Genomic DNA, 13,398 nt, shown 5'->3' with positions numbered 1-13,398 from the left:
GTAATTTTACCCAATAACCGCCAAGGGTTAACGCTATGGACTTATTAATAAACGCAGGTCGTTCCATGTTGCGAAAACCATAAGCATCAGCACCAAGGTGATTCCAATCCGGAAGCCATACTCCTGAACCTTAGGTGCCAAAGGTTTTCCACGTGCCGCCTCGGCAGCATAAAACATCAAATGCCCCCCATCGAGCATGGGCACTGGCAGCAAGTTCAAAAGACCAATACTCACTGACAAAACTGCAGTTAGGTTAATTAGGGGTAAAATGCCGAAGCTCGCCACCTGCCCAGAGATCTGCGCCACCCGAATTGGCCCGCCCAGTTGATCAGGATCTTCACGGCCTGCAAACAACCCTGCGATGTAGCCACCCGTACGCTCCACAATGAACCAGGTCTCATTCACGCCCTCGGCGAGCGCCTCTATTGGGCCATAACGGACAACCGTGACATCATCCTGCGTAGCGTTGCGCTGAATGCCAAGAATGCCGATTTTCTGTTTATTTCCAAATCGGTCCGTCACTTCCTGACGTTCTGGTACAGCGGTCACTTCAACAAGTTCGCCACTGCGATCAAGTCCAATCTGCACGGGCAAATCCGCGCTGGCCGACACAACCCTTTGTAGATCCGTAAAGCTGGAAATCTCGTTGCCATTGATCGACACCACGATGTCACCGGGCTGAATACCGGCAATTTCCGCAGCGCTTCCCTCGCGCACCACATCCACCCGCGGGAGTGTTTCGGCCTTGCCATAAAAGAAGAACAGACCGGCAAAAATGAGAATCGCCAGAATGAAATTGGCAATAGGCCCCGCTGCCACCACGGCTGCGCGCTGCCAAACCGGCTTCGTTTGAAACGCGCCTTTGCGGTCCTCGTCACTCATCTTGGAAAGCGCATCCTGGTCCGGAACGCTTGCCTCATTCTCATCGCCGGAAAAGCGGACATAGCCACCAAGAGGAATAGCGCTCAGTTTCCAGCGCGTTCCCTTCTTGTCGTTTCTGCCGAACAGCTCCGGACCGAATCCGATTGAGAACGCCTCAACCTTTACGCTGCACCACCGCGCAACGAGAAAGTGCCCGAGTTCATGGAAGAAGACCACAATCGTCAACACGAACAGGAAAGGGATTATGTATCCCAACGACCCTCCCAATACTGAACTCAAGAGTTCCATTCTTCACCCTTTCCAATCGGCATTCAGCGCAAGTTCTGTCCGTCCATGCGAACCTGCGCTCAAAGTGCCTCAATAAACTCTCTAGCGACCCGTCGGGCCTCGCCATCAATATGCAGAACATCTGCAAGTGTGGAAGGTTGCGCCAGCAAGCCCTGCCCGTTCAGCCGGACCAATGTGTCTTCAACCACACCCACAATATCAAGGAAGCCAATTTCTTCTTTCAAGAACGCGGCCACTGCCACTTCATCCGCACCATTAAACGCTGTGCCTGCACCATCGCCCTGTTCTATAACATCCCATACCAATCGCATGGACGGGAACCGCTCCGAATCAGGGCGTTCAAAAGTAAGCTGCCCGATTGTTGCAAGATCCAGCCTCTGCCCCTCAACAGGCATCCGCTTCGGATAAGCAAGACAATGGGCAATAGGCACCCGCATGTCAGCTGGCCCCATCTGTGCCAGCAATGACCCGTCCGAGTATTGTACCATACCGTGGACGAGACTTTGAGGGTGCACCAGTACTTCTATTTGACGGGTTTCAACCGGAAAGAGATGCAAGCTCTCAATCACTTCGAAGGCTTTGTTCATCATGGTCGCGCTGTCGATGGTGATACGCGACCCCATCTCCCAATTGGGATGGCGCAATGCCTCCGCCGGACCGGCCTTCTTCATGGTTTCAAAGGATGCGGTTCTAAAGGGCCCGCCTGACGCGGTAACGATGATTTTCTCAATCTGATCCGCGTTGTCGTGTTCGAAAACCTGAAAAATGGCATTGTGCTCGGAGTCCACCGGCAGCAGCGCCGTTCCCGCCTTCTGTACAGCGCCTCGCACCAACCGCCCCGCGCACACAAGAGACTCCTTGTTTGCAAGAGCCACATTGCTGCCCGCATTTATGGCAGAGTAAGTGGGTTCCAGACCGGCAGCGCCAACCATGGCAGAAACCAGCATATCGAAAGGTTCACGGCACCAGTCCAACACCGCTTGCCGTCCAGCCGCAACGCCAATGCCTGAACCATCAAGCCGCGCCTTCAGCTCGGCAAACTTGCTCTCGTCATTGATGACAACATGCTGCGCGTTTACCGCCAGTGCTGCATCGGCCAACGCCTGCGCATTGCTGTTTGCAACGAGCAGCCCAACCTCATAGCTTTCAGGATTGCGCGAAATCAGATCAAGCGTGCTCTGACCAATGGAACCTGTTGCACCAAGAACAGCAATTTTTTGGCGGCTCATCACTGACCTACTGTTAGAACTGTCAATTGTGGCCTTACAGGGCAAGGAGGCCCAGACCGGGGTCTGCAACCTGACCGCTTAGCAGCACGCCAAACACATAGGCGGCAATCGCTGCGAACACAAGGCCGTCCACGCGATCCATCAAGCCGCCATGCCCAGGAATGAGCTGGCTGGAATCCTTCACACCAAACCGGCGCTTCAACGCCGACTCGTACAGGTCACCCAGTTGAGAAGCAATTGACAATACGGCGGCAAGCAGCACCGCTGCAATCACACTCATGAACCCGGTAAAGTAGGCAATCGCTGCACCCATGAGGGCCGCAAACAGAAAACCACCAATTGCCCCGCTCCATGTCTTGTTCGGAGAAACCCGCTTCCAGAGCTTTGGGCCACCTATGGCGCGGCCGCAGAAGTAAGCGGCAATATCCGTGCCCCAAACCACAAAATAGAGATAGAGCACCAACTCAAAGCCGACAGATCCGTGGCGAATGGCAATCAAAGAAATCAGCGAAGCTGCGGAATAGGCAAACCCCTTGGCCAGCCAGCCGCCATTCCCCTTGGCCTCAAAGGCCCACAGCGCAGGAACGCTGGCACAGCCGATCAGCAGCGCCGCGCCAACACTGTGAAACTCTGCCAGACCAGCGATAAGAAGCAGCGCCGTCACGCCAAAAAAGAACGGCAGGCTTCGATTGCCACCATTCACGATCAGGTTCCATTCCCAGAACACCAGAACCGTGGCAACAAGCATGAAAATCGAGAAATAGATGCCGCCATACCAGCAGACAAAAAGCGCAAACGGACCAAGGGCCAATGCGGACAGTAAGCGCACCAGCAAATCAGGATTTTTCTGCGTCAGTTTCTCAAACAAGGCCCAGTGCTTTCCAACGTCTCTTCAGCCGTCACGTGGAGACGGCTGTCCCGAGGCCGCCAAAACGGCGCTCCCGGTTCTTATAACAGCTCAGGGCCTGGTCGAACGCATTCCTGTCAAAATCTGGCCAGTGCATCGGCGCGAAGTAGAACTCCGCATAGGCCGCCTGCCAGAGAAGAAAGTTTGAGAGCCGCTGCTCTCCACTGGTTCGGATGATGAGATCAGGGTCGGGCATTCCGGCTGTGTCCAGACACGCCTCAATGTCCTCACCCGTAATGGCATCAGGTTGTTTGCCCCCCGAAGCAACCTGAGCACTTAACTTTCGCACCGCGCGTGTCAACTCATCGCGCGCGCCATAATTGAACGCCAGCACCAGCTCCAACCCGGAGCACTCTGCTGTGGCGTGCTCTGCATCTTCAAGAAGCCGTCTCACGCCCGGATCCAGGTCTTCCCGAGAGCCAATGACACGAATGCGGACATTGTTCTTCTTCAGCTCCTTCAGGTCTGAACGCACGTAAGCGCGCAGCAAACCCATGAGGAACTTCACCTCAGACGGAGGACGGGACCAGTTTTCGGATGAGAAGGCAAAAAGGGTGAGATAGCCAATGCCGAGCTCACCCGCCTGACGCACGATGTCGCGCACGGTCTTAACGCCGTTGCGATGCCCTTCCGTGCGCGGCATTCCACGGGATGCGGCCCACCGGCCATTTCCATCCATAATGATGGCTACGTGTTGCGGCATGCCTCGATCAGCAGACACGTCTAGCTGTTCATCCGGCACATCATCAACCGTAGCCGTCATTCGATATCCACCCCGTTCGAGATCCATTAGACCTGCTTGATTTCCTGCTCTTTCTTGGCAAGAACATCATCAACTTCAGCAATGAACTCGTCGGTCATCTTCTGGACCTTTTCCTGAGCCACATGGCTCTCGTCTTCGCCCATCTCGCCGGCCTTTTCAGCCTTCTTGATGATGTCCATTCCATCGCGGCGAACGTGACGAACGGCAACCTTGGCAGATTCGGCGTACTTGTGCGCAACCTTGGCCAGTTCCACACGGCGCTCTTCGTTGAGCTCTGGAATAGGCAGACGCAGCACCTGACCGTCAACAACAGGGTTCAGACCCAGGCTGGACTCACGGATTGCCTTTTCGGTTGCGGCAACCATGGAACGATCCCAAACCTGCACGGAAATCATGCGCGGCTCTGGAATGCTGACGGTGGCCACCTGGTTGATTGGCATTGGAGAGCCGTACGCCTCAACCGTGATTGTGTCGAGCATGCTCGCGGAGGCACGACCGGTCCGAAGCCCGGAAAACTCATGTTTCAAAGCTGTGATGGCACCAGTCATTCGGCGACGTAGGTCGTTATAGTCGAGCTCCGACATACTATCCTCTCTCAAAATACTCAGTCAGCAAAACCCGGATCTCAAGTGTCCGGGTCGCTGGAGGTTCATCTGCTACACTGACTCTTGGCGATTGCGCTTTGTTAGTCGGCTACGACTGTAAACAAGCCCTGCCCTCGCAGCACATTCACCAGTGCGCCTGAAGTGTGGATGGAGAACACCACTACAGGAATAGAGTTGTCGCGGGCAAGTGCAATTGCCGTCGCATCCATGACTTTCAGGTCCTTTTCAAGAACTTCGCCGGGCGTGAGCGTCTCGTAGCGCTGCGCATCCGGGTTCAACTTGGGATCTGAATCGTAAACACCATCTACCTGCGTACCCTTCAGGAACGCGTTGCACTGCATTTCGGCGGCGCGAAGTGCGGCACCAGAATCAGTCGAGAAGAACGGGTTGCCAGTACCACCAGCAAAAACGATCACGTCGCCGTCTTCCATATAACGCTCGGCGCCGCGCTGCGTAAACGTTTCGCAAATGGAAGGAACCGGTACGGCCGACAGCACGCGGGCCTGAACACCAAGACGGTTCAGAGCATCTGCGAGCGAAAGCGAATTCATCACGGTTGCCAGCATACCCATGTGGTCACCGGTTACGCGATTGCCGCCCTTGGCTGCAACAGCAACACCGCGGAAGATGTTACCACCGCCAACAACAATGCCGAACTGCGCGCCAAGCGCCACCGCTTCGGCGATTTCCCGCGCCACCCGTTCAACCACGGCAGGGTCAATACCAAAGTTCTGATCACCCATCAGCGCTTCACCGGACAGCTTCAGAAGAACTCGTTTCCAACGCAGTTTCTCAGACATATTGAAACCCTTCACCTAGGTCTGGATACAATAAGGGCGCCGATCGGAATCGACGCCCCCAGAATTATTAGTTACCGGCTGCTGCTGCAACTTCTGCAGCAAAGTCGGTTTCTTCTTTTTCGATGCCTTCACCCAGTGCGAAGCGAGTAAAGCCAACCAGCTTGATCGGAGAACCGATTTCCTTGGCAGCTTCTTCAACAGCACCTTCAACAGTCAGGTCTGGGTTGATGACGAAGCTCTGCTTAACAAGCGTTACTTCTTCGTAGAACTTGCGCAGGCGGCCTTCAACCATCTTTTCGATGATGTTGTCTGGCTTGCCGGATTCACGAGCCTGTTCAACGAATACTGCACGCTCACGTTCAATAGCTGCAGGATCCAGCTCTTCAACGTTCAGGGACATTGGGTTGGTTGCTGCAACGTGCATTGCAATCTGACGGCCCAGTGCGTTCAGCTTTTCAGCGTCGCCTGCAGATTCCAGTGCAACGAGAACGCCGATCTTGCCCATGCCTTCAACGGTTGCGTTGTGCACGTAGGAAGAAACAACACCTTCAGAAACTTCCAGCTTAGCGAAACGACGGAGCGTCATGTTTTCGCCGATGGTTGCAACAGCTTCCTTGATTTCCTCGTCAACGGACTTGGAGGAACCTGGGTAACCAGCAGCAGCAAGCGCTTCAACGTCACCTTCAACTTCCAGTGCTACAGAAGCAATGTCGCGAACCAGCTTCTGGAAGCCTTCGTTGCGTGCCACAAAGTCAGTTTCAGAGTTGACTTCGACTACAGCAGCCTTCTTACCAGCGGCAGCAACGCTCACAAGACCGTCAGCAGCAACACGGCCAGCCTTCTTTGCAGCCTTGGAGAGGCCCTTGGTGCGCAGCCAATCGATAGCGGCTTCCATGTCACCATCAGTTTCTTTCAGGGCTGCTTTACAGTCCATCATACCAGCGCCGCTTGTTTCGCGGAGCTCTTTTACCATTGCTGCGGTAATGCTCATGAGATCGCCTCTTGGACGGGAGTTAAAAACCAAAAAATCGGAAATCCGACTTCCCTAGCGGTCTAACCGATTTGTTTTGTCTGCAATGTGACGACCGCCGCAGTTTTTGCGGTGGTCGTCCAAAGAGATCAAAGGAATGCCGGCGAAGCCGGCACCTTTAATGGCTTAGGCCTGAGCAGCTTCGCCGCCTTCAACAGCAGCAGCTTCTTCAGAACCTTCTTCTGCCAGTGCTGGCTCTTCCAGAACTTCTTCGGCTTCGCCGAGATCAACGCCCATGGAACCCTGTGCACGTGCAATACCATCAATCGCTGCACGAGCGATCAGGTCGCAGTACAGAGTGATTGCACGGCCAGCGTCATCGTTACCCGGAACTGGGTAGTTGATGCCGTCTGGGTCACAGTTGGAGTCCAGGATAGCAGCAACAGGAATACCAAGGCGGCGTGCTTCCTGAATTGCAATCGCTTCACGGTTGGTGTCGATTACAAAGATCATGTCCGGAATACCGCCCATGTCCTTGATACCACCAAGGTTACGCTCAAGCTTTTCACGCTCACGGTCGAGGAACAGACGTTCCTTCTTGGTCATGCGGTTCGCATCACCTGCCAGCAGTTCTTCAACCTTACGCAGACGCGCGATGGACTGGGAAATGGTCTTCCAGTTGGTCAGCATACCGCCGAGCCAGCGTGCGTTCACGTAATACTGAGCGGAACGACGAGCGGCTTCAGCAACTGGCTCTTGAGCCTGACGCTTTGTACCAACGAGAAGAACACGACCACCAGCTGCTACTGTGTCAGAAACAGCCTTGAGTGCCTGGTGAAGAAGTGGAACGGTCTGGCCGAGGTCCAGAATGTGAACGTTGTTGCGAACGCCGAAGATGTAGTTACCCATCTTTGGGTTCCAACGGTGCTTCTGGTGACCAAAATGAACACCTGCTTCAAGAAGCTGGCGCATTGAAAAATCGGGCAATGCCATGGCCCTATAACTCCTGTTTTCCGGTTTATTCCTCCGCAGGGTGCCAGTCGGAACTGTTGTGCACCGGATGGACTTTGCCGAGACGGCAAGCCACAGCCCTGCGTGTGGGATGAGCGCCTTATAGAGAGCCTAAAGCCCAAGATCAAGCCAAGATCCACAGCCTAATGGCAAACTTGGCGGTTTTTGGCCCAGCGAACAAACCTTGGGCCTCAAAGTATAGCCGGCAACCATTGGAAACCGCGCCACATGCGCCGGATCGGCCAAAACCAGGACCGGTCAAAACAAAGACCGCGCGCACGCCCCTCGCCAACTTGTCCTCTAACGCCAACTCGGCTCCTTGATGCCTGAACGAGCTCCCCCCGCCCTGTTCAAGCCCCACTCAGCCGCCCACAAGGCACGGCATGGGCCGTTCCTGCGATGGATCAACTAGTTCATCTGAACATCCAAAACGCCGGGCATGGACTTGAGCGCACCTGCCAATTGCGGCGACAGCTGATACCCGCCGGGAAGCTTGACCTCTACCTCCCGCTGTCCCTGATCCAACAGCATGATGCAACTCACTTCACCGTCCCCACCCGGCTTCAGCTGCCTTTGAAGGCTTGTCACAGGCTGGGACGTGTTCATAAACACGCGCAGGGTTTTGTGCACGCGAGAAGCAATCCGCTCCAACGGATCGACTTGGGTAATGCGCACGCTGACCTCTTCCTCGCGCATATCCGCCTGCACCAGAAGCACCACCGAATTGCCCGGCTCCAACAGATCGCGGAACTGGTTCAACCCCTCCGAAAACAGAATGGCTTCGTATTGGCCGGTGGGATCAGAAATCCGCACGATGCCCATTTGCGTGCCCTTGCGGGTCTTGCGCTCCTGACGAGACGTGATCGTACCCACAAGGCGGCCTGCGGACGCCCCTGCTTTCACAGACTGTTCGAAATCCTTCCAGAGCTGCACGCGCAGTTTCTTGAAGAGCTCCTGATACTCATCCAGCGGATGGGCGGAAATGTAAAAGCCGACAGCGCTGTGTTCACGCTGCAACCGTTCTGACGGCGTCCACGGGTCCACATCTGGCATGATCAGCGGCTCCGGCGCATCAGCGCCGCCGAAGAGCTCATTTTGACCCGACGTGGCGTTGTCTTCGGCGCGGTGAGAGGTGGCAACGATCCGGTCCAGTCCCTGAAGCAACTGTGCCCGGTTCTTGTTGAGTTCATCAAACGCACCGGCTGCAATCAGGCTTTCCAGTGTGCGTTTGTTAACGATGCGCGTGCTCACCCGCTGCGCGAAATCCGCCATATCCTTGAAAGGTTTGTCACCGCGCACCTCTACAATGTGTTCGATGGCGTGTTCGCCGACGCCCTTGATGGCACCAAGCGCGTAAAGAATTTTCCCGTCTTCCACATCGAAGTGCGGCCCTGAGCGATTAACCGACGGCGGCACCACTTCAATGCCCATGCGAACCGCTTCCTGGCGAAAATCGCTGAGCTTGTCCGTATTGCCAAGATCCAGCGTCATGATGCCTGCAAGAAACTCAACCGGATAGTTCGCCTTGAGCCATGCTGTCTGATAAGCCACCAGCGCATAAGCTGCCGCGTGAGATTTGTTGAAGCCGTAATTTGCAAACTTGGCCACCAGATCGTAGATCATTCCGGCCTGGTTTTTGTCGATCCCGCGCTCAACGGCCCCTTCCGTAAATCGGGCCCGTTGGATCTCCATTTCAGCGGCAATTTTCTTACCCATCGCGCGGCGCAACAAGTCCGCCTCACCCAGTGAGTACCCAGAGAGCACCTGCGCGATCTGCATAACCTGCTCCTGATAGACGATAATGCCGTTCGTCTCCTTTAGGATCGGCTCCAGAAGCGGGTGAAGATAATCCGGTTCCTGCTCCCCGTGCTTTACTGCGTTGTAGACCGGAATATTGTCCATTGGACCCGGGCGATAAAGCGCCACAAGCGCAACAATGTCCTCAAACCGGTCAGGCCGCATCCCGGCGATCGCCCGGCGCATGCCCTGACTTTCCAACTGAAACACGCCAACCGTATCGCCAGCAGCCAGCAGCTTGTAGGTCGCCGGATCATCAATCGGGATTGAGGCAATATCCACCTCAACGCCCCTGCGCCGAAGCAAACTGATCGCCGTATCGATCACCGTCAGGGTTTTAAGGCCAAGAAAGTCAAACTTGACCAGCCCTGCCTGCTCCACCCACTTCATGTTGAACTGAGCAACCGGCATATCGGAACGCGGGTCTCGGTAAAGCGGAACCAACTGTTCAAGCGGTCGGTCCCCGATCACGACGCCAGCGGCATGGGTTGACGCGTGCCGATAAAGACCTTCCAGCTTCTGTGCCATGATCAACAGGCGGTCTACGACCTCCTCCTGCCGCGCAGCTTCACGCAGCCTTGGCTCTTCTTCGATCGCCTGTGCAAGCGTGACCGGGTTTGCCGGGTTCCCAGGAACCAGCTTGGAAAGACGGTCCACCTGGCCGTAGGGCATCTGCAACACACGCCCCACGTCACGCAGCACAGCCTTGGCTTGTAGCGTACCAAAGGTGATGATTTGAGCCACCTGTTCCCGGCCATATTTGCGCTGCACATACCGAATGACTTCTTCTCGCCGGTTCTGGCAAAAGTCGATGTCAAAGTCAGGCATGGAAACGCGTTCCGGGTTCAAGAACCGCTCGAAAAGCAGAGAGAACCGCATGGGATCAAGGTCAGTGATCGTCAAGGACCACGCCACCAATGAACCCGCACCAGAACCACGACCAGGCCCAACAGGGATGTCTTGCTCCTTGGCCCACTTGATGAAGTCCGCAACGATCAGGAAGTACCCTGGGAACTTCATGCGAGTAATGATGCCGAGCTCGTAGTCGAGCCGCTCCCAGTAATCCTTTTCTTCAAGACCGGGAGCAAGCCCATGCACATCCAGGCGGGCCTGCAATCCCTCTCTTGACTGACGGGCAAGCTCGTCTGCCTCCGCCTTTTCAGCCTCTTCCGGATCGGAATCCGCGCCTGCAAACCGCGGCAGGATCGGCGCGCGCTTCAAAGGGCGATAGTGGCAGCGCTGTGCAATTTTGACGGTGTTGTCCAACGCCTCCGGCAGGTCCGAAAAAACCTCCAGCATCTCGGCGCGAGTCTTGAACCTAAACTCTTCCGTCAACTGACGACGGTCTGTTTCAATAAGGACACGCCCCTCAGAAATGGCCAGCAGCGCATCATGGGCTTCATAATCATCCGCAGATGGAAAAAACGGCTCATTCGTGGCTACCAGCGGCACATCTTCCGCATACGCCAGCTCCAAAAGCTCCGGCTCCACCTGATCCTCAGCCGGCAATCCATGCCGTTGCACCTCAACGTAGAGGCGATCACCAAAAATCTCCTTGAGCGTTTTCAAACGTGAACAAGCGAGCTCTGGAAAGCCATTGAAGAGAGCGGTGTTGATTGGACCATTAAGAGCACCTGTCAGAGCGATCAGGCCAGAATTCTTTAGCCTCAGCCGCTCGAGATCGATATTGGCCCGATACCCAGGCTCCGTATCCAAGAAAGCGCGGGAGACAATGTCCATGAGGTTTTCGTAGCCTTGCTCACTCGCGGCCAGAAAAACCATATCCGTGAGCGCCTCATCCCCCTTGGCATCCGTGTCTTTGAAATTGATCGCAACCTGGGAGCCGACAATTGGCTGGATACCAGCACCAAAAGCTTTTTCTGAGAACTCCAGCGCACCGAACAGATTGCCCGTGTCGGTCATGGCAAGCGCGGGCTGGTCGTCCTTGGCGGCCAAATCAAGAAGCTTGGCCAATGGCAAGGCACCCTCAAGAAGTGAGTAAGCCGAATGGGTTCTCAAATGCACAAAACCCGGTCCAGACATCACACACACCTCTTTATTTGTTTACCAACCCTGTTGGCTGCGCAGAATGCGGTAACCGCCTGCGAATGTCGACTGTATGGGGAAGCTATTCACACCAATCACCATCACAAGCCTGATGCCAATGCCTGCCCCCATAACCAAAAACTGGAACCAAGAGCGACCATAGAAGCGAAAGCAGCAACATCACGAATGAAATACATCATGTCAAACTCCATCAGAACCCTTTCTGTTCCACTATAGTTCTTTATTTGTTCTTTTTATGCAACTCCTGATTTTTCAGAATGGAAGGCATGGTAAATTGAAGGTAAACAAAAAGGGAACTAACGCATTGAAGCGGGACACTTGGATTTAGAGTATGGGACACTTGGATTTGGAGCACTTCGGTTTGGGGGGTGTTTTCGCCCCTTTGGGGCGTGAAGCGCAATTTTCAGTAGGCGGTATGTTCTCACTGTCGCATTTCAAGAGCTAGCTTCGCACCCTTTCCAGATCCAGCTTCGAAGTGTATCCGACAGCCTTTCGAACATTGTGAACCACCTTTCGAATGCTCCACGAACCAGCCAACTCAGGTTGGAGTGGCGGCAGGGTAATTGCGCCTTCAGCCAGGGCACTGGCGTCCCCTATAATCGTGATCTTCGCCTTCTCGGCACCAGCCACGCCTTCTTTCAATGCGGCGTCTGCAGCTCTTTTGGCTTCGTCCTTTCCAGGATAGCTCTTGGATAGAGTGTAGGAAGGCTCTCCCTCTCCAGCCACCTCATACAAGCGAGTTGCCCCGTCCTGATCGTGATAGGCAGCCTTAATCATCTTGTACTCATCACGTTGGCTCCCTTCCCATTCATAGTCAATTATCTGAGTTGCTAGTGGCATCACAGCCGGAAGCGGAATTCCGGTTGCTGATTTGGTGGTTCCCTTTTCAACAAAAAGCAGCTTCCTTTGAGTTGGTTTGAATATGGCTCCCAGATCCTTTGCCCACTCGGTAAGGAAGTGCATATCACTCACATTCGTCTGATCCTTGTGTAGGACCGCGATTGAGGCAAGGCTATCGCCTACTACCGGTTCCAGAGAATGACGGCCCGCAATGATCTCGACTACCTTTTTGACAGTTGTGTTGCTGTAGCTTTGGGTTCTCTTCTCCTTTAAAGAACCACCCATATTGGCGGACGTTCCACTAATCCGCATCTGGTGGCCGTCCTTTTTGTTTCCCCTCGTCGTTGGAGCGTCGGAATAGAACGTCCCGACTGGCATCAGCATGCCCTGAGCATTGGGAAGCATTACGAGGATCTCGGCTCCTTTTGGTGGTGGTGGAATATTTCCATCACGCACCAATGTCAGTTCAACCTTGTCGGACTTGCTGCCAGCTTCATCTGTCACGCTGATATCGATCAGATTAGAGTTTGATTCATTTCCCAAGAGCTGACCAATAACAAAACCGGAAACATCGATACCGTTAATAGAAACAAACAGATTCATATCAGCTCCAAAGACTGATGGCAGGGGTAACAAAACGAGGCGCTTCCTGATTTGGTGCATCTGGGAAGTACACCAGAACTGAACTGTCCAGAACGAAGGGCGCATCGGGGGCGCAAAGGTGCTTGTTGCGCTCATGTGTCATCACCAAACGCAGCAGTTCATCGCTCTGGCGGCCATAGTGCTTCATGATCATCAGTTCAACGGTATCACCCTTCTGAGCACGTTTTAGAACGGCCATAGTGAACTTCCTCCAGTATACCGGCTGAGTTGGATGGAAAACTCCATTACCGTTCCGGGTCCAGGCCGGACAAACTCAGTTTCTTTCTTTGAGATCTCTTCCACACACCAGCGCCCCAGAACGCGGCCAGAACCTAAAGTGAGACTAACCGGCTGACCCGTGCCAGCACGGGCAGCAATGGCTTCCAGCTTCCACGCGCCCGCAGGTTGGATCTCCGGCCAAATCCCGCCCTTGATCATCAATGTTTGATCACCCGGGCCAGTCCATTGCTTTCTGGGAGCACCGCCAATCGGATCTGGCTTTGCCCAGATGAACTTCCAGCGCCGTTCCAGCTCCTCAAAAGATCCAGCATCAGGTGAGAATATAAACCTCCCCAAAGCAGCCAGGGGTCTGGACAT

The 13,398-nt window shown here is 54.7% G+C and carries 12 protein-coding genes; all 12 read right to left on the bottom strand.

What is annotated here, in order from left to right:
* Positions 1–33: 33 nt before the first annotated feature.
* A complete protein-coding gene (rseP, locus tag PUV47_RS01525; RefSeq protein ID WP_274216685.1) occupies positions 34–1,170 on the bottom strand; it encodes an RIP metalloprotease RseP in 1,137 nt (378 codons plus the stop codon).
* 59 nt (positions 1,171–1,229) lie between these two features.
* On the bottom strand, positions 1,230–2,399 hold the full coding sequence (dxr, locus tag PUV47_RS01520; RefSeq protein ID WP_274216684.1) for a 1-deoxy-D-xylulose-5-phosphate reductoisomerase: 1,170 nt from the start codon (positions 2,397–2,399) through the stop codon (positions 1,230–1,232).
* A 34-nt stretch (positions 2,400–2,433) separates the two neighbouring features.
* Positions 2,434–3,267 (bottom strand): phosphatidate cytidylyltransferase, encoded by an 834-nt coding sequence (locus PUV47_RS01515; RefSeq protein ID WP_274216683.1) that lies wholly within the window; start codon positions 3,265–3,267, stop codon positions 2,434–2,436.
* Between the two features lie 31 nt (positions 3,268–3,298).
* Complete coding sequence (locus tag PUV47_RS01510; protein WP_274217405.1) at positions 3,299–4,069, bottom strand: isoprenyl transferase; 771 nt, start codon at positions 4,067–4,069, stop codon at positions 3,299–3,301.
* Positions 4,070–4,095: 26 nt separating this feature from the next.
* Positions 4,096–4,653 carry a ribosome recycling factor gene (gene frr / locus PUV47_RS01505; RefSeq protein ID WP_274216682.1) on the bottom strand — a complete coding sequence of 186 codons (558 nt, stop codon included), beginning with the start codon at positions 4,651–4,653 and terminating at the stop codon, positions 4,096–4,098.
* Between the two features lie 101 nt (positions 4,654–4,754).
* A complete protein-coding gene (gene pyrH / locus PUV47_RS01500) occupies positions 4,755–5,474 on the bottom strand; it encodes a UMP kinase (protein ID WP_274216681.1) in 720 nt (239 codons plus the stop codon).
* Between the two features lie 67 nt (positions 5,475–5,541).
* Positions 5,542–6,465, bottom strand: a complete 924-nt coding sequence (gene tsf, locus PUV47_RS01495; protein ID WP_274216680.1) for a translation elongation factor Ts — start codon at positions 6,463–6,465, stop codon at positions 5,542–5,544.
* Positions 6,466–6,630: 165 nt separating this feature from the next.
* Positions 6,631–7,437 carry a 30S ribosomal protein S2 gene (rpsB, locus tag PUV47_RS01490; RefSeq protein WP_274216679.1) on the bottom strand — a complete coding sequence of 269 codons (807 nt, stop codon included), beginning with the start codon at positions 7,435–7,437 and terminating at the stop codon, positions 6,631–6,633.
* 426 nt (positions 7,438–7,863) lie between these two features.
* Positions 7,864–11,295, bottom strand: coding sequence for a DNA polymerase III subunit alpha (dnaE, locus tag PUV47_RS01485; RefSeq protein ID WP_274216678.1), 3,432 nt, complete (start codon positions 11,293–11,295; stop codon positions 7,864–7,866).
* Positions 11,296–11,760: 465 nt separating this feature from the next.
* Positions 11,761–12,762 (bottom strand): contractile injection system protein, VgrG/Pvc8 family, encoded by a 1,002-nt coding sequence (locus tag PUV47_RS01480; protein WP_274216677.1) that lies wholly within the window; start codon positions 12,760–12,762, stop codon positions 11,761–11,763.
* 1 nt (position 12,763) lies between these two features.
* Complete coding sequence (locus PUV47_RS01475; RefSeq protein WP_274216676.1) at positions 12,764–13,000, bottom strand: hypothetical protein; 237 nt, start codon at positions 12,998–13,000, stop codon at positions 12,764–12,766.
* A complete protein-coding gene (locus PUV47_RS01470) occupies positions 12,988–13,398 on the bottom strand; it encodes a phage tail protein (protein ID WP_274216675.1) in 411 nt (136 codons plus the stop codon). Before PUV47_RS01470 ends, PUV47_RS01475 begins: the two co-directional genes overlap by 13 nt.

It is taken from the genome of Pseudovibrio exalbescens (assembly GCF_028737195.1).
Taxonomy (GTDB): domain Bacteria; phylum Pseudomonadota; class Alphaproteobacteria; order Rhizobiales; family Stappiaceae; genus Pseudovibrio; species Pseudovibrio zosterae.
The sequence above is the reverse complement of the archived record's forward strand: the minus strand, read 5'-3'. Positions and strand labels throughout refer to the sequence as shown.